The sequence below is a fragment of the Rhizocola hellebori genome (genome assembly GCF_016862955.1).
In the GTDB taxonomy this organism is placed as follows: domain Bacteria; phylum Actinomycetota; class Actinomycetes; order Mycobacteriales; family Micromonosporaceae; genus Rhizocola; species Rhizocola hellebori.
In genome coordinates this window covers 1-16,241 of record NZ_BONY01000062.1, presented here as the reverse complement: position 1 = coordinate 16,241, position 16,241 = coordinate 1, and the positions used below count along the sequence as shown (strand labels likewise).

Here is a 16,241-nt window from a genome sequence, read left to right as displayed (position 1 = left end):
GTCACGTTTTAATAATGCGAGGTTGAGCTGCAGAAATATGGCTATTGATTGATCTTGTTCGGTTTTGTTTTTTGCTCAAACAAACCGAAGTTCTGTCGATTCCATCAAAAGTTGGCATTGACTTGAGTGATTCCGTAAGCAAGGCTGCCAATCGAACGGCTTACCGCGGCGGGTGTGCCGGCTAACCCAGCCCCCATCCTCAGGAGGAGCTTCCTATGGGCCGCCGCCAAGCTGTCCTAAGTGGATTCATTGCCCTGGTCATCGCGCTCGCCCAATCGCTGGTGAGCACACCGGTGGCAGCCGCACCCGCGTTCCGGGCCCTGATCTTCAGCGAGACCGCCGGATTCCGGCACGACTCCATTCCCGCCGGACTGACCATGTTCAGCCAGCTGGCCACCGCCAACAACTTCGAGATCGTCACCTCGGAGAACTCGGCCACCTCGTTCACCCCCGCCAACCTGGCCACCTTCGACGTGCTCGTGATGTTCCAGGCCTCCGGCATGGTCTTCGACAACACCGCGCAGCGCGAAGCCGTGCAGAACTATCTGCGCAGCGGCAAGGGAATCGTGGCCATCCACAACGCCACCGACATGGGCATCGACACCGACTTCCCGTGGTGGGACCAGACCATCAACGGCGGCGCGCACATGCCCGCCCACTCCCCCGGCTCCCTACAGGGCACCGCCAAGGTCGCCGACAAGGTGCACCCGTCCACGGCCGGGTTGCCGGACAACTGGGTGCGCACCGAGGAGTGGTACAACTTCGACCGCAACGCGCGCGGCGATGTGCACGTGCTCGTGACCGCGGACGAGCGCACCTACAACCCGGGTGGCTCGGCCATGGGACCGGACCATCCGATCTCGTGGTGCCGCGACACCGAAGGCGGCCGGGTCTGGGCCACCGCCATGGGCCACGACATCGCCTCGTACAGCGAGACCAACTTCCGCAACCACATCCTCGGCGGTGTCAAGTGGGCAGCCGGCAACGTGGCCGGTGACTGCGGCGGCACGGTGTGGTCCAACTTCGACAAGATCAGCCTCGATCAGAACACCGTTGACCCGATGGCACTGGACATCGCGCCGGACGGACGGGTCTTCTACGTGCAGCGCGGCGGGGCGGTGAAAATCTACAAGCCCAGCACGGCCTCCACCGTGACCGCGGCCCAGCTCGACGTCTACACCGGCGGCGAGGACGGTCTGGTCGGCATGGCGCTGGATCCCAACTTCGCCACCACCAACTGGATCTACCTTTACTGGTCCCCGCGGACCAGCCCGACCGACATCAACCGGCTCTCCCGCTTCACCGTCAGCGGCGACACCGTCAACCTGTCCAGTGAGGTGGCCGTGCTCAACGTCCCGGCCTACCGCGACCGCACCTTCAGCGAACCCGGGCACACCGGCGGGTACGTCGCGTTCGGCCCCAACGGCAATCTCTACCTGAGCGTCGGCGACGACACACCGCCCAATTTGGACCCCGCCTGGCAGGGATACGCGCCGCTGGACTGGCGTGCGGGCAAGAGCATGCTCGACGCGGCCCGCACCGCGGGCAACACCAACGATCTGCGCGGCAAGGTCCTGCGGATCCACCCGGAGGCCAACGGCACCTACACGATCCCCAGTGGCAACCTGTTCGCGCCGGGCACGGCTCAGACGCGGCCCGAGATCTACGCCATGGGATTCCGCAACCCGTTCCGGTTCGAGGTCGACATGCAGACCGGATGGCTCAACCTGGCCGACTACGGCCCGGACCGCAACCCGCCCACCACCAACCGTGGGCCCGAAGGTCTGGTCGAGCTCAACGTCATCAAGCAGGCGGGCAACTTCGGCTGGCCGTTCTGCCATGGCAACAACCAGGCCTACGCGCCCTACAACCCGGACACCGGGGTGGTCGGCGCCAAGTTCAACTGCAACGCCCCGGTCAACGACTCGCCCAACAACACCGGCCTGCGCACATTGCCGGCTCTGGTGCAGCCGCAGATCTGGTACGGCTACCCGGCCTCGACCACCTTCCCGGAGATGTCCAGCGGCGGCTCGGCCCCGATGGGTGGACCGGTGTATCGCTACAACGCGGCCAGCACGTCGGCCACCAAGTTCCCCGCCTACTACAGCGGCGTGCACTTCTTCTACGAGTGGTCGCGCAACTTCGTCAAGGAAATCCACTTCGACTCGTCCGGCAACCTGGTCAAAATCAACCCGTTCCTGCCGGGCGGGAACTTCATCAAACCCATGGCCATGCGCTTCGGTCCGGACGGCTCGCTTTACGTGCTGGAGTGGGGATCGGAGTTCGGTGGCGGCAACAACGACTCGGGCCTGTACCGCATCGACTACGTACCGGGCGGAAGGGCACCCGCGGCACGGGCCACGGCCAACCCCACCAACGGTTTGGCCCCGCTGACGGTCGCCTTCTCCAGCGCGGGCTCGTTCGACCCCGACGGCAACCCGATCACCTTCGCCTGGGACTTCGACGGCAACGGCAGCACCGACTCCACCGCAGCCAACCCGTCGCGGGTCTACACCGCCAACGGCAACTTCAACGCGAGGCTGACCGTCAGCGACAACACCGGGCGCTCGTCGAGCACCACCATCCCGATCACGGTGGGCAACAACGCGCCGGTGGTCACCATCACCGGCCCGCCCAACGGCGGCATGCTCGACTTCGGGCAGAACGTCGCCTATGGCATCAGCGTCACCGATGCCCAGGACGGCACCATCAACTGCGCGCAGGTCTTCCTCAACCCGGCGCTCGGCCACGACGACCACGCCCACCCGACCAGCGATCTTCCCGGCTGCTCGGGCACCATCAACACCTCCGTGCTGGGCGGGCACCCCGACGGGGCCAACCTTTTCTACCTGCTCAACGCCCGCTATCAGGACAACGGCAACGGGTCGGTGGGCAGGCTGACCGGATTCGCCAACGCCACCCTGCAGCCCAAGCACAAGCAGGCGGAGTACTTCACGTCTCAATCGGGCATCCGGGTGATCGCGCAGGCGGGTGCCGAGAGCGGCAACCGCATCGGCGACATCAGCAACAATGACTGGCTCATGTTCAGCCCGATGAACCTGCAGAACATCAACTCGATCAGCTACCGGGTTTCCTCGCCCAGCGGCGGCGCCACGATCGAGCTGCGCGCGGACTCACCGACCGGGCAGCTGCTCGCCACCGCGGCGGTGCCCAGCACCGGCGGCTGGGACAACTACCAGAACCTGGCCTCCGTCCCGGTGAGCGCCCTGAGCGGCACGCACAATCTGTACCTGGTGTTCAAATCCAGCGCCGACAACTCCTTCGATGTCGACGCGTTCACCTTCGGCGGCGCCGGGGTCGGCACCAACCCGACCGGGATAGCCGGGCGCACCTACACCATGGCCGCCGTGCACAGCAACCTGCTCGCCGATGTCAGCGGAGTATCCACAGCGGACAATGCGGCGGTCGTGCAATGGTCGGCCACCGGTGGCAACAACCAGAAGTGGCAGGCCGTCGACGCGGGCGGCGGGCTGGTCTATCTCAAAGCGGTGCACAGCGGCAAGTGCCTTGCCGCCTCGGCCGGATCCACCGCCGACGCCGCCACCATGGTCCAGCTCACCTGCAACAACCAGGACAACCAGAAGTGGCAGGCGGTCACGACCAGCACCGCCGGGGTCTACCAGCTGCGCGCCGTGCACAGCGGAAAGTGCCTCGACGTCAACGGTGCCGCCACCACCAACGGCGCCGCGCTGATCCAGTGGCCCTGCCACACCGGCGCCAATCAGCAATGGAGATTGACCGTCACCTCATAGCACACCTCATGGTGGGAGGAAGGAGGCGCGGCGCGGGCCCGCACAGCCCGCGCCGCGCCTCATCTCCCCCCGGGCTCGACACGATCGGTCATCATGTCCACATGACACGGTGGGAGCGGCCCTACTCTTTGGACTTGGCCACGGTGAAGGCCATTTTCGGCCTGGTGGTCGGGATCGTCGCCTGCGGCGGGATCGGCTACGAGATGGTGGCGAACGACGCGCCGAGCTGGCTCGTGGTCCTGCTCGCCGCCATCGCGACCGCCGGCATTCTCGTCGGCGGGCGCCGGAGCATGTTGGGCGTCTATGTCAGCGATCAGGGCATCAAGAGCCGCTCGCTGCTGAACACCACGATGGTGCCGTGGGAGAACGTGCGCGAGATCGGCAACGGCCTGGCCACCATCGGCGGTCTCTACATGGGACGCGACGCCATCGTCATCCACCGGCTGGACGGCCCATTGGTGCAGACCCCGGTTCAGCGCGGGGATTTCATGCGGCCCTTCACCTTTCGCCCCGAGCTGGGTCGCCTCGCGACCGGGCCGAAGCACTACGACGACATCCTGACCAGCCTTCGCCGCCATCACGAGTCATGGTGCGAGCGCCACGGCAGACCGGTGCCGGCGCCGATGCCGCAGCTGGTGATCGCGCCCGTTCAGCCGGCGCGGATCTCTGAGCCGCGTCAGCAGGTGAGCCAGCTGCACGTGCTCAAGCGGCTGCACGAGCGCGGGGTGCTGACCGACGCCGAATTCGAGCGGCAGAGCGCGGACCTCGAGGCATAGCCCGAAATCGTTGAATCCACAACTGCGCTCGCCTAGGCTGGTATCGAGACTTGGCAATAGGGCGACAACGCCCCGACGCCAACGGCCTAAACACCACGAGGCGGCACGGCCGTCGCAGGTGCGGCGTTGGGGTTCGGGAAGGTGCTGGGCTCGGGAAGGGATCCTCCCGCGCCGGCGCCGGCCCACCGAACAGGAAGCATGCCGCCCGGCGTGGCCACGCCGGGCGGCATGCACCCGTTTCCCGCACTATCCGCGCAGGCCCTTCATGCCCGCGGCGCTGATCGCCGAATGGCGCAGGGACTGCCCCGGGTCGGCGCTGCCGCCGGGAGCGTTGTCCTGCTCGTAGTTGGAGTTGTGGAAACCCTTGGCGCCGATGTTGCGGTAGAAGTGTTCGAAATCGATGTCGCTGCGCGGATCACCGAACGGGATGAACGTGTAGCCGTTGCCGACTCCCAATGGCTCGCCGGTGCTGTCGCCGTCCTTCGCGTGGAACAGGGCGTAGCGCTTGGTTTGGCGCGCCACCTGACGGGTGGGGTCGAAGATGTCCTCGACCCGGTTGCCGTCCCAGTCGTAGCGCCAGCGCCACTGGTGCTGCGCCACGTGCGACCAGTAGACGTCCAGCTCCACCACGCATTTGCGGCTGGTTATGTCGAGATAGTGCTGCATCAGGCGTTTGCCGGACTCGCCGCGCACCACGGTCGGGGCGATCGGCGCGCCGGTGACCCGATCCTGGGTGACGGTGACCATGGGACCGTCCTGCAGGAAGTTGTACGCCGGCGAATGGTTGTGCGGATACAGCTGGATGCACGAGCGCATGCTGATCTCGTTGAGCGCTTCCCATTTCTCTCCGGCGATGGTCCACGGTTCTATGTTGCGGTCATTGGCATTGGTGGGGTCGTTTCCGGTACCCATATAGGGCATCCCCAGAATCGAGGCGAACTCAAGCTCGGTTTGGAAGCGGTCGTAATCGGCCGGGGTCATCGCGCCGCCCGGGCTGTTCGGGCCGGGCCAGGTGCTCGGAATGAAGCCGTGATTGCCGATCGCCTCCAGATCGAAGTCGTCCAGGAAGCCCCGAAGCGTTCGCGCATAAGCGAGGTAGGCGGCACGCGATTCCGGGGTGGTGACCCCACCGGGCGCCGGGTTGGGCGCGGCCCCGCCGGGATTGGCGGCGTTCTGGCCGTAGCCGGCGAATTCGATCTGCCTGAAACCCAGACCGGCCAGGTAGTCGAAGAGCTCCAGCCAACCGCCCGGCAGTGGCACCAACGGCCCGAGATCGGTGGGATCGTGCGGGAAGTTCGGGCCACCGAGGTAACCCATCGTTGGTGCCACCCCGAGGGCGGCGCTGGCCGCGATGCCGACCCTGCTGGGGACATCGCGCTGGGTGAAGGTGATCGTTCCCATCTTGCCAGCCGGGATGAGCCGCCCATTCGCCGCGCTCGCCGAAGACGCGGCAAACACCGATGCGGGGCCGATCGCCGCCGCAGCGGCCGTGCCGGTCAGTAACCGGCGACGACTTATCTTGCCGTGCAAAGCCATGTGCTTCTCCTTTATGGGTTTAGGGGGCGAACTCGACCCAGTTGAGGTTGAAGAAATTGTTCGCAGGCCCGCCGGTCACCGGCCGGAAAACCAGGTAGATCCGGTGGGTGCCACCCGGGTCGGCGATCGGGAAAGGCTGACTGACAAAGGTGTTCGCGTCGGCCGTGGCGGCGATCGTCACCGTGCTGAGCAGCGGCCCGTCGACCGCGTCGAGGTGAACCTCCACCCCGCCGGTGCCGCCGGAGGTGCGGAAGGTGAGCGTGTCCACCCCGGCCAGGCGGTAGGAACCGTTGAGCGCCAGCCAGTCTCCGTTGCCCAGACTGCCCCGGTGCAGGCCACCCCCGACATCGGCGGTGGGCGCGGTGTTGGTCCCCGCCTGGTCGACGGCGAACTCCACCTGCTGCCGCTTCTGCAGGATGCTCACCTGGTCGACCGTGGTCAGCGGCGGGATTCCACCCGGGCCGCCCAGATCGGTGTAGGAGGCGACCACGCTGCCGAAGACATTGCCGCCGTGGGAAACATCCTCGGCGAAGGTGGGCAGGGTGCCGCTGCACCCGTGCACGGTGGTCTCGGCGTGCCCGTGCGAGTCGTGCCCCAGGACGAAGGTGACCTCGACCCGGCCACAGTCGATCGGGCCGTCCTGCGGATCGGAGACGGTGACCGCGAACGGGATCGTGTCACCGAAACTGAACAGGCTGCCGTCGGCCGGCAGGGTGAGGTCGACCGTGGGCGAGGTGTTGCCGACCGTGATGGTGGTATTGGCCGACGCGCTCTTGCCGCTGGAATCGGTGACGGTCAGCCGTGCTGTGAAGACACCATTTGTGGGGTACGTAAACGACGGGTTCGGATCCATCGAGTCGACCGTGCCGTTGCCATCGAAGTCCCACGCGAAACGGATCGAGTCCCCCGGGTCGGGATCGCGGGAGCCCTCGCTGGAGAAGGCGACCGTCAGCGGCGCCGTCCCATCGGTCGGGGTGGCCTTCACCACCGCGATCGGCGCCCGCAAACCCTTGACGTAGCTGAACTTGACGAGCGCGGCGTCGGGGTTGATGGCGAAGAAGCCGTCGCCGTAGGTGAGCAGATAGAAGTTCCCGTCGTCGCCCCACATCATGTCCATCGGGTTGTCGCACAGGAACGGCTTCGCGGGCGTGGTAGGGGCCGCCCCACAGTTGAGCACACTGTTTATCTTGAATACGTTGCCCTGCGAATCGAAGCGGATCTCCCGCAGATAGTCGCGGGTGAACTCGCCGAAGAAGACGGCGTTGTCGAAGTATTCGGGGAACTTGGTTGGGTTCGGGTTGCGCGGGTTGTAGTCGTACTTCGCCGCGCCGTGCGGGCCGACGCCGCCGGTGGCCAGCTCCGGGAACAGCTGCGGACACGTCCCGGGCGGGTTCTGCGTGTAGTTGGCCACGCAGGGGGTGCCCAGCGGGTTGGCGGCATTGTTGTCCTGGTACGAGTACCAAACCTCGGAACGCGAAACCGGCGGCGAGTAGGTCAGGCCGGTGTTCCAGCGCGACAGGTTGGCCGGGCCACGCGCCGGGTTGTCGCACTCGTGGGTCTGCGGCGGGTCCTCCAGCGGCGTGCTGGTGTTGAAGTTCCATCGGTAGTAGGGCAGATCCGGTTGCACGCACAGGGGCCAGCCGTAGTTCGCCGGCCGGTCGACGACCATCATCCTGCCTGTACCGGGCGGGCCGCGGAACACCGTAGGCGTCTGCGAGTCGGGCGAATAGTCGGTGATGTAAGCGATATCGTCGTCGTCGACCGTGATCCGGAACGGGTTGCGGAACCCCATCGCATAGATCTCGCGACGTGTCTTGCCGCCGCCCTCCTCGGCGCCGGTGAACAGGTTTCCGGCCGGGATGGTGTAGCTGCCGTCGGGCTGCACCGTGATCCGCAGGATCTTGCCGCGCAGATCGTTGGTGTTGAGCGCGGAGCGGCGCGCGTCCACATGCGGGGCGTTGTACAGCCCGGTATCGGTGATCATGTCGTTGTGCGGGGAGAAGCCGCCCGAATTGCCGCCACCGGAAGGGGTGTCGTCCCCGGTGACCATCATCAGATTGTTGTGCGAGTCGAAGTCGATGTCCCCCGCGACGTGACAGCACGCGCCGCGGTTGACCGGAACCTTGAGAATCTTCTGCTCGGTGGACAGGTCGAGGGTGGGCGTCGTCCCGTCGACGAACTTGAACCGGCTCAGCTGGAAGTAGCCCAGCCACGGATCCCACACGCTCGGATCGGTCCCGGTGTTGGGGGCGTTGGCCACCGGTGTGCTCGGCGGGAAGGGCGCCTCCATCTCCAGCGGCGAGTAGTAAAGGTAGACCCAATGGTTGGTGGCGAAGTCGTTGTCGACGGCGGGGCCGTACATGCCGTCTTCGCTCGCCTGGTAGACAGGAATCTGGGCGAGCACGTGCGTGGTGTTGGTGGCCGGGTCGTGCAGCCGCACCCCGCCGCGCCGGTCGGTCTGGACGACCCGGCCGTCGGGCAGCACGTCAAAACCGATGGGCTCGTTGACATTCGGCGGCGCGGCGATGAACTCCATCTGGTAGTTGGCCAGCACGGTCGCACCGCAGTCGCCGTTGGTGACGCCCGCCGCCCACCGGATCGCGCCACCGAGGTGGGCGCGCAGATCGGTGGTGGCGAACCCGGTCGGGGTGTCGCCCAGGCCGGTGTAGAAGGAACGCCCGCCCTGGTAGTCCTTGCACCAGGTGATGGGGTGGTCGAAGCCCATGGCGCCGCCGGTGTAGCTGCTCTCCTCGACCGTGGCGAGCACGTGGGACACGCCGCGCACGTTGGTGCCGAAGTTGTACCACTGATCGATGCGCGGCCAGTATTCCGGCAGCGGCTTCGAAGCCGGGTGCACCCGGTCGGCCACTTTGATTCGCGCCGGCGTCACCGCCGACGATCCGGTCGCCCGGGCGCCGAGCACATCGGTGAGGAACTGCCAGTCGGGCTCGGCCTCGATCGCGGCGTGGATGCCGACGAACCCGCCGCCCTCCCGGAAGTAGGCCTCGAATGCGGCCTGCTGCGCGGCATCGAGCACGTCCCCGCTGGTGTTGAGGAACACCACCACGCGGTACTGCTTGAGGTGCCGCTCATCGAACTTGCGGGCATCATCGGTGACCTGGGTGCTGAAATGCAGTTTCTTGCCCAGCGCTTTGATGGCGGCCACTCCGGCCGGGGTCGAGGGATGTTGCTGGCCAACGGATTTGGTGAAGACCAGAACCTTGAAGGACATGCCGCTGAGGTCGGGCGCGACAGCGGCAACCGCCGGTGCGGGGGTCACGGCACCGGGAATCGCGCCGCCGAGGAGTGCGAACACCCCGAAAATGAGCATGGGTAGGCGACGGTAACGAGAGCTGCGCAAGGGAACCTCGCTCTGGTCGGGCGGGCACCAGCCCGCATGCCGTCCAGCAGCTGGGATCCTGAGCTGCGCGACGTTGATGGAGTGCGATGTGGATGAGGGACGGACGCACTAACTTTGGCCTGTTGGGGACCATACCCCTTCCGGCAGGAAGATTTGAAGAGTTACATCAACGAAAGTCTCGATCCCGCGAGCCCAACTTTTGCTCCAGCCGCCAAAAGCGGGTCTAGAGGGTGGCGCGGATCGCCGTGGCGGCGGCGCGTAGCGCGAGCGCACGCACCGATTCGGGGCGGGTCAGCACCACGGGCTCGGCCAGCGCATCGTCCTTGGCCGGCTCCATCGGTACCGTCCCGAGCCGGGTCACTCCGGCAGACCAGATCGAGCGGTGCTCCGCCACCGGCGGGAACAGGTCTATCCGCTCCCCGCAGCACGGGCAGATCAGGCCGCTCATGTTCTCCACCCCGCCGGCAATGGTGATCTTCGCGGCGTTCAGCGCGGTGATCACGCGGCGGGTGTCCAGATGCGCGGCGTCCTGCGGGGTGACCACCAGGACCGCGCGGGCGGCCGGGATCAGCCGGAGGATGGCCTGGGTGATGTCGCCCGTGCCCGGCGGCAGGTCAAGCACGAGAAAGTCCAGCTCGCCCCAGACCGTGGACCAGAGCATCTGATTGAGCAGCGCGCCCACCAGATCCGCCGTCCAGGACACCGGCTGGTCCTCGCCCACGATGAACCCGGCGGACATCAGCCTGAGCCCGTGCCGTTCGACCGGCTCGAGCGGAGTGCGGGCCAGCCCGCCCGGCCGGGCGAGCGTCCAGTGCTTGGCGGTGGCCCTGCGGGCCAGCCCGAGCATCAGCGGGATGTCGGGCGCGTACACGTCCGCGTCGAGCAACCCGACCCGGGCACCGTCTTGCGCCAGCGCCGCGGCCAGGTTGAGGGCCACCGTCGACTTGCCCACGCCACCCTTGCCGCTGCACACCGCGATCACCTCGGCGGCGGGAGGTTTGAGCCCAGCCTGCTCAGCCGGCTGGGCGCCCGGCACCGGCGGTTGCCAGGCCGGGCCGAGCCGCGGCACACCTGTCACCGGGCAACGATGACACACCGCGCCGCTGAAGTCCGTCCCCTACTCACAGGCGATGCCGTCGTGGTCGCGGTCGAGGTCGTAGATGTCCTGCCCTATCACGTTGATCGGACCCTCGACGTAGGCCGGCCCGTTGCCGCTGCCGCCCGCGCAGTCCACGTCGCTCGCGATCGGCACGCAGCCGGAGTAGTTGGGATCGCAATTGCCGCCCGGCTTCGGCTTCGCCGGCGTCGTCGCCACCTTGGTGCCGACGAGGGTCACCTCATCGATCGCGGGCGTGGTGACCTTGCGCTCCAGCAACTCCCGGCCGGTCTCCTGGCCGTCGACACTGGTCACCTTGTAGGTAAAGGTCTCCACGCCGGCCACACCCGCCGTAGCTACCTTGGTCTGCCCCTTCGGCAGCGACGGATCATCACGCGTCAGGCGCTGAAACGCGATGGGCTTGGTCTCGGTGACCGTCGTCGTCACGCTCGCCGGGGCACTCGACGTGGAATTCGCCGGGCCCGGCTCGGCCGACGGCACGGTCCCGGCGCACGCGCTGAGACCCATTAGGGCCGCGATGGACACCGCCGCAAGGCGATTGCTGATTCTCACTTCGCCGAGTCTAGGAACGCCTTGTGCCGAGGGTAATCAGCTCTACTGACTAGGTATGCATCCGCTTGGCCGACCACGGAAGAGGTTGGCATGCAATCTGCATATCTCGATGTAACATAAGGGGTCAATCGCCACAGGAGGTGTGATCCAAAGTGGACAATCTACTCTCCCGCCGCGACATCATGCGGGCCGGCCTCGGGCTCGGCGCCGCCGCCTTCGTCACCGGTTGCAGCGTCAAGAAAGAGGAACCCGGCCAGGCCGGAACCAGCTTTCCCACCCGCTCCATCGAGTGGGTGGTGCCGTTCGCTCCCGGTGGCAGCACCGACCTCATCGCGCGCCAGATGGCCAGAAGCCTGGAAAAGCCGCTCAAGCAGCCGGTCGTCGTGGCCAACCGGGACGGCGCGGCCGGCGCCGTCGGCACCAAGGACGTCATCACGAGCACGCCAGACGGCTATCGCATGGTCTTCTCGCCTTCGTCGCTTTTCGCGATCACCCCGCACCTGCAGCAGAGCGCGACAAAGATCTCTCTGGACGAGCTGCGCATCATCACCGGGCTGACGGTGGAGAACATCTGTCTGTTGGTGCACAAGGATTCCAAGTACAAAACAATTGATGATCTACTCAATGACAAAGGCGCCAAGCTTACCTACGGCCATTCCGGCGTGGGCACCGGGCTTTACCTTTCTCAGACGCTGTTCTTCAAGTCGGCCGGGTTCAACGCCACCGATGTGCCGTTCGGCGGCACCGGCCCCAGCCTCACCGCCCTGCTCGGCAAGCAGGTCGACATCGGGGCATCGCACCTGGCCGAGACTCATCGGCAGGTGGCCGCCGGGGAGCTGCGGCGGCTGGCGATGTTCACCGAGCAGCGCAGCCCGCTGCTGCCCGATCTGCCGACGATGAAGGAGAAGGGCTTCAACATCGTGGTGGACCAGATGCGCTTCGTCGCGGTGCCGCCCAAAGTGCCCGACGACGTGGCCGGCGTCCTCGCCAACGCGTTCAAGGAGGCGGTGAAGACGCCCGAGCACGAAAAGTTCCTGAAGGACAACTACATCGAGCGGCGCGAACTGCCCGGCCCCGAGCTGACCAAGCAGATCCAGGCCGACGGTGACCGCTACAAGCAAGCCTTGGCGGCACTGGGAATCGCCAGTAAATGACCGATCCCGGCCTCGAAGAGCAGCTACGGGCGATAACCGACGAGCCGCCGCCCGCCTCCGTGCCGGCACGCCTGATCGCCGCCGCGGTGCCCCTGCTTGTGGGCACCGCGGCCCTGGTCAACTCGCTGCTGCTGGGCGTGGGCACGCTGACCGATCCGGGTGCGGGGCTCTGGCCGGCCGGGGCGAGCTCGCTGATGATCGTCGGCTCGGTGATCCTCATCGTCAACGTGCGATCGGTGGTGGACGGCGAGCGCTTCAGCGCATCGGGGGTGCGCACCATCGGCCTCTCGCTGGTGTTCATCGCCGTCTTCCTGATGATGTTCGGCGGTTTCGGGGCCTGGCCGGGGACCGGTTTCGAGTGGGCGACGCTGGTGACACTCGCGCTGTGGCTCAAACTCATCGGACGCGAGTCATGGTGGATGACCGCGGCGGTCAGCGTTGGCGTCACCGTCGCCCTGCACCTGCTTTTCATCGAGTTGCTCAACGCGCCAATCCCCCACACGATTGGGTAGCCGATGGATTTCTTCGACTCGGTGGTCTCCGGCTTCGAGGTCGCCCTGGCCCCCCGGAACATTCTTTGGGTCTTCCTAGGCGCGCTGATCGGCATGATCATCGGGGTGCTGCCCGGCATCGGCCCTGTCCCCACCATCATGTTGCTGCTGCCGATCACCTATGAGCTCCCGCCCGATTCGGCGATCATCCTGCTGGCCGGGGTCTATTACGGGGCCATGTACGGCGGCACCATCACCTCGGTGCTGCTGCGGGTACCCGGCGAGGCAGCAAGCGTCATCACCGTGATCGATGGCTATCAGATGGCCAAACAGGGGCGGGCAGGCTCCGCGCTGGGCATCGCCGCGATCGGCTCGTTCATCGGCGGCACCGTCGCCATCCTCGGCCTCACCTTCGGCGCCCCGGTGCTGGCTCGCAACGCGCTCAGCTTCGGCCCGCCGGAGTACACCATCCTTGCGCTGCTTGGCATTCTGATGGTGGCGACGCTGACCACCGGCTCCACCCTCAAGGCGGTCATCGCCGCGGCCGCGGGCCTGCTACTGGCCACGGTCGGGCTCGACCAGTTCGTTGGCTCGGAACGCTTCACCGGCGGAATCCTTGAGCTGTCAGACGGGCTGGACTTCGTCGCGCTCGCCATGGGCCTGTTCGGGCTCGGCGAAATCTTCTACGCACTGGACCATCGCACCCGGCAGACCTTCACCGCGTTGCCGTTCAACAACGTCTGGCCCTCGCGCGCGGACATCCGCGAGTCGCGCTGGGCCATCCTGCGCGGATCGGTGCTCGGGTTCGGCCTGGGCGTGCTGCCAGGCGGCAGCGGCACCCTCTCCTCGATGGCCTCGTACACGTTGGAGCGTAAGGTTTCCAAGTCGCCGTGGCGCTTCGGCCGCGGCGCCATCGAGGGTGTCGCCGGGCCGGAGACCGCCAACAACGCGGCGGCCACCGCGGCCTTCGTCCCGCTGCTGACCCTGGGCATCCCGACCAACGCGGTGATGGCGGTGATCCTGGGCGGCCTTATGCTGCAAGGGGTTGCGCCCGGGCCCAATCTCATCAACGAGCGGCCGGACATCTTCTGGGGCGTCATCGACTCCATGTATCTGGGCAACCTGCTGCTGCTCATCATGAGCATCCCGTTGGTGGGACTGTTCGTGAAGCTGGTCGCGGTCCGCGAGTCGATCCTGGCGCCGATCGTCGTGATGGTGGTGATGCTTGGCACGTACACCATTTCCAACAGCGTGTTCGACATGTGGATTGTGATCGTGTTCGGCATCCTCGGGTACCTGATGCGCAAGTCCGGATTCGATCCCGGGCCGCTGCTGCTGGCCTTCGTCCTCGGCTCGATCCTGGAGAACAGCTTCCGTCAGTCGCTGCGCATGTTCTCCGGCGACCTGCTCGGCTTCGTGCAGCGGCCCATCTCCGGCACCCTGGTGGCACTCATCGCCCTAGTGATCGTGGTGCCGATCGTGCTGCGCCTAGTCCGCGCGCGCACCCGCACCCCCGGCGTGTGACCAATAAGCCGTGTTTCCGGGTCGGCGAGCATGCCGGTCATCGGCGACGGAAAGAACCCGGGGCGATCGCGTTGACCCGGATGCCGTCGCGGCCCCATTGCGCCGCCAGCTCCCGGGTCAGCCCGGTCAGCGCCCGCCTTGCCGGTGGCGTAGGTGCCCAGCTGGTATTTGTCCATACTGCGGTGTGCCGCCGACGACCGCACGCCCGCGTTGTTGACGAGCACGTCGATGCGTCCGGTACCGGTCAGCGCCGCCTCGATGAGGCGCTCCCGATCGCTGTCGACGCTCACGTCGCAGGCCACTACCAGCGCCCGCTCGCCCAGCTCGGTGGCCAGTTCACGCAGATTCTGTTCGTGCCGCGCCGCCAGCACGAGCTGGGCGCCGGCGGCATGCAGCACACGGGCGAAACGCATCCCTAGACCGGAGGAAGCACCGGTCACCACCGCGGTGCGCCCCTCCAGCCGGAACCTGTCGATCGCCTTGTCGGCTGCGATCGTCTCGGTCATCGCCATGTCTCCCATCGAGCGATTCGTTTAGGTAGTTAACGTGCATACCTAGGAACGTCTCGCGGCAAACGTGGCTCATGTCGTATTTCGCATAGAAATATGGCGATAGGCGTTACTCGCCAAGCCTTCTGACCGCCCGGCCGACAACCTGTTCATCGCGTACGTAGCCGTAGCGCCGTGAATCCCGACGCTCGTAAGGATTGTCGCCGAGGATCAGGATGGCGCCCTGCGGCACCACGCCTTCACCCTCCCGCAGAACCGGCGGCAGCGGATCGCCGGCCACCGCCACCGCCCGCTTGACCAGGAGCCGGTACAACGACGGCCCCTGCTGCACCGAGACGTCTGGCGAAGGCGACTCGCGCACGACCACAATGTCTCCGCGCCGAAGTTTGGTGAGCGGACAGCGGCGTACCAGCAGCCGATCACCCGCCCACAGGGTGGGCTCCATGCTGCTGCCGTCGACGATGGCTATGGTGTACCGCCACACCAACCTGGCCACGGCAAGCACCACCAACGCCCCAACGGCTACCGCCACATAGATCATCGCGCCCCCCAGCATTAGCGATGGCAGTCATAGATGCGGCCAGCTTGATTGTTGCGGAGCCGGTTTGCCATCCAGTTGCCATCGGCTTGCCCGTGGGACACCTATCTATCAGTGTCTATTTTCTAGCGCTCGGCCGATCAACGCGATCACCGCCGCCGCCAGCAGAATCACCGCGAACAACACGGTCCAGCCGACGGCGCCCAACCGCTGAGTGCGCGCCATCACCTGTTCGGCTTCGGCCGTGCGCGCCGCGAACATGGCGCTCAGTTTGGGCAACCTGTTCTGCACCTGGGCCGAATCGTCGTCCCACGGCCCCTCCTCGGCTCCGCCCTCGTCGTCGTCATACGCCTCGTCCGTACTCTCTTCGGGATAGAGACGCGCGCTGACCAAGCGGTAGAAGACACCGTTCGCGTCGCTGCGACTGGCGTAAACCTCGGCCGCCAGCGCCGCGATGTCCCCCAGTAACAGCCGATTGGCGGGCAGCTGATCCTCCGCGACAGCCCGCAGAATCGGCTCCCAGTAAAGCGAATCCGCGTCGACCAGCGCCCGCTCAAACGACTCCCGGCCGAGACTGACCAACCCGGACAGAAACGCGTCCGACGGCTGCGACAACTGCCCCACCTCGGTATCGACCATACGATTGACCGCACGCAACCCCGGCCTGTTCGCCCGCTGATACAACTCATGACGCCGAGCGTCGAAGTCGATCACCTCCTGCAGGGTCAGCTCGTCAAGCCGCGCCCCCAGCGCAGCAAGAAACCGGCTGGGAAACTGCGGGTGCACCCGGTCACCCGCCTCCGCCCGCGCCGACGCGATCAGAGACCAGAATTGGTCAATATTCACGCCTGGCAGTATGCCACCTATCGGCGGAAAAGCGACTCATGCCAGACCACGTTCACCCGTTTTT

The 16,241-nt window shown here is 66.4% G+C and carries 11 protein-coding genes and 1 pseudogene; 5 read left to right on the top strand and 7 right to left on the bottom strand.

The features are described 5' to 3' along the window. Positions 1-215: 215 nt before the first annotated feature. Complete coding sequence (locus tag Rhe02_RS35705; RefSeq protein WP_203912873.1) at positions 216-3,773, top strand: ThuA domain-containing protein; 3,558 nt, start codon at positions 216-218, stop codon at positions 3,771-3,773. Positions 3,774-3,874: 101 nt separating this feature from the next. Next, positions 3,875-4,549 carry an SHOCT domain-containing protein gene (locus Rhe02_RS35700; RefSeq protein ID WP_203912872.1) on the top strand — a complete coding sequence of 225 codons (675 nt, stop codon included), beginning with the start codon at positions 3,875-3,877 and terminating at the stop codon, positions 4,547-4,549. Positions 4,550-4,795: 246 nt separating this feature from the next. Here the strand turns inward: Rhe02_RS35700 and Rhe02_RS35695 are convergent, their stop codons facing one another. The 4 genes from Rhe02_RS35695 to Rhe02_RS35680 form a co-directional block, all read right to left on the bottom strand. Beyond that, positions 4,796-6,085 (bottom strand): IolE/MocC family protein, encoded by a 1,290-nt coding sequence (locus tag Rhe02_RS35695; RefSeq protein WP_203912871.1) that lies wholly within the window; start codon positions 6,083-6,085, stop codon positions 4,796-4,798. Positions 6,086-6,104: 19 nt separating this feature from the next. Then, positions 6,105-9,416, bottom strand: a complete 3,312-nt coding sequence (locus Rhe02_RS35690; RefSeq protein WP_203912870.1) for a ThuA domain-containing protein — start codon at positions 9,414-9,416, stop codon at positions 6,105-6,107. A gap of 253 nt (positions 9,417-9,669) precedes the next feature. After that, positions 9,670-10,524, bottom strand: a complete 855-nt coding sequence (locus tag Rhe02_RS35685) for a P-loop NTPase (RefSeq protein WP_203912869.1) — start codon at positions 10,522-10,524, stop codon at positions 9,670-9,672. 39 nt (positions 10,525-10,563) lie between these two features. Further along, entirely contained in the window at positions 10,564-11,115 is a 552-nt protein-coding gene (locus tag Rhe02_RS35680; RefSeq protein WP_203912868.1) for a G5 domain-containing protein, read from the bottom strand. Between the two features lie 152 nt (positions 11,116-11,267). Between Rhe02_RS35680 and Rhe02_RS35675 the strand changes: the two genes are divergently transcribed. From Rhe02_RS35675 to Rhe02_RS35665, 3 genes are read left to right on the top strand one after another with little or no spacing between them, the layout of a single operon-like run. Next, positions 11,268-12,269 (top strand): Bug family tripartite tricarboxylate transporter substrate binding protein, encoded by a 1,002-nt coding sequence (locus tag Rhe02_RS35675; RefSeq protein ID WP_203912867.1) that lies wholly within the window; start codon positions 11,268-11,270, stop codon positions 12,267-12,269. Then, entirely contained in the window at positions 12,266-12,781 is a 516-nt protein-coding gene (locus Rhe02_RS35670) for a tripartite tricarboxylate transporter TctB family protein (protein ID WP_203912866.1), read from the top strand. Before Rhe02_RS35675 ends, Rhe02_RS35670 begins: the two co-directional genes overlap by 4 nt. 3 nt (positions 12,782-12,784) lie before the next feature. Continuing rightward, entirely contained in the window at positions 12,785-14,284 is a 1,500-nt protein-coding gene (locus Rhe02_RS35665; RefSeq protein WP_203912865.1) for a tripartite tricarboxylate transporter permease, read from the top strand. Between the two features lie 197 nt (positions 14,285-14,481). Here the strand turns inward: Rhe02_RS35665 and Rhe02_RS51065 are convergent. The 3 genes and pseudogenes from Rhe02_RS51065 to Rhe02_RS35650 all read right to left on the bottom strand — a co-directional run. Continuing rightward, positions 14,482-14,697 (bottom strand): annotated as a pseudogene (locus Rhe02_RS51065) (SDR family NAD(P)-dependent oxidoreductase); the annotation flags it as partial. 205 nt (positions 14,698-14,902) lie between these two features. Next, entirely contained in the window at positions 14,903-15,334 is a 432-nt protein-coding gene (locus tag Rhe02_RS35655) for a S26 family signal peptidase (RefSeq protein WP_203912864.1), read from the bottom strand. A 108-nt stretch (positions 15,335-15,442) separates the two neighbouring features. Then, positions 15,443-16,177 carry a DUF4240 domain-containing protein gene (locus tag Rhe02_RS35650; protein WP_203912863.1) on the bottom strand — a complete coding sequence of 245 codons (735 nt, stop codon included), beginning with the start codon at positions 16,175-16,177 and terminating at the stop codon, positions 15,443-15,445. Positions 16,178-16,241: the final 64 nt, after the last annotated feature.

Excerpts from the sequence above, each read along its gene's own strand:
- Rhe02_RS35705 (WP_203912873.1), top strand. The coding sequence starts at position 216 with ATGGGCCGCCGCCAAGCTGTCCTAAGTGGATTCATTGCCCTGGTCATC.
- Rhe02_RS35700 (WP_203912872.1), top strand. The coding sequence starts at position 3,875 with ATGACACGGTGGGAGCGGCCCTACTCTTTGGACTTGGCCACGGTGAAG.
- Rhe02_RS35695 (WP_203912871.1), bottom strand. The coding sequence starts at position 6,085 with ATGGCTTTGCACGGCAAGATAAGTCGTCGCCGGTTACTGACCGGCACG.
- Rhe02_RS35690 (WP_203912870.1), bottom strand. The coding sequence starts at position 9,416 with ATGCTCATTTTCGGGGTGTTCGCACTCCTCGGCGGCGCGATTCCCGGT.
- Rhe02_RS35670 (WP_203912866.1), top strand. The coding sequence starts at position 12,266 with ATGACCGATCCCGGCCTCGAAGAGCAGCTACGGGCGATAACCGACGAG.
- Rhe02_RS35665 (WP_203912865.1), top strand. The coding sequence starts at position 12,785 with ATGGATTTCTTCGACTCGGTGGTCTCCGGCTTCGAGGTCGCCCTGGCC.
- Rhe02_RS35655 (WP_203912864.1), bottom strand. The coding sequence starts at position 15,334 with ATGATCTATGTGGCGGTAGCCGTTGGGGCGTTGGTGGTGCTTGCCGTG.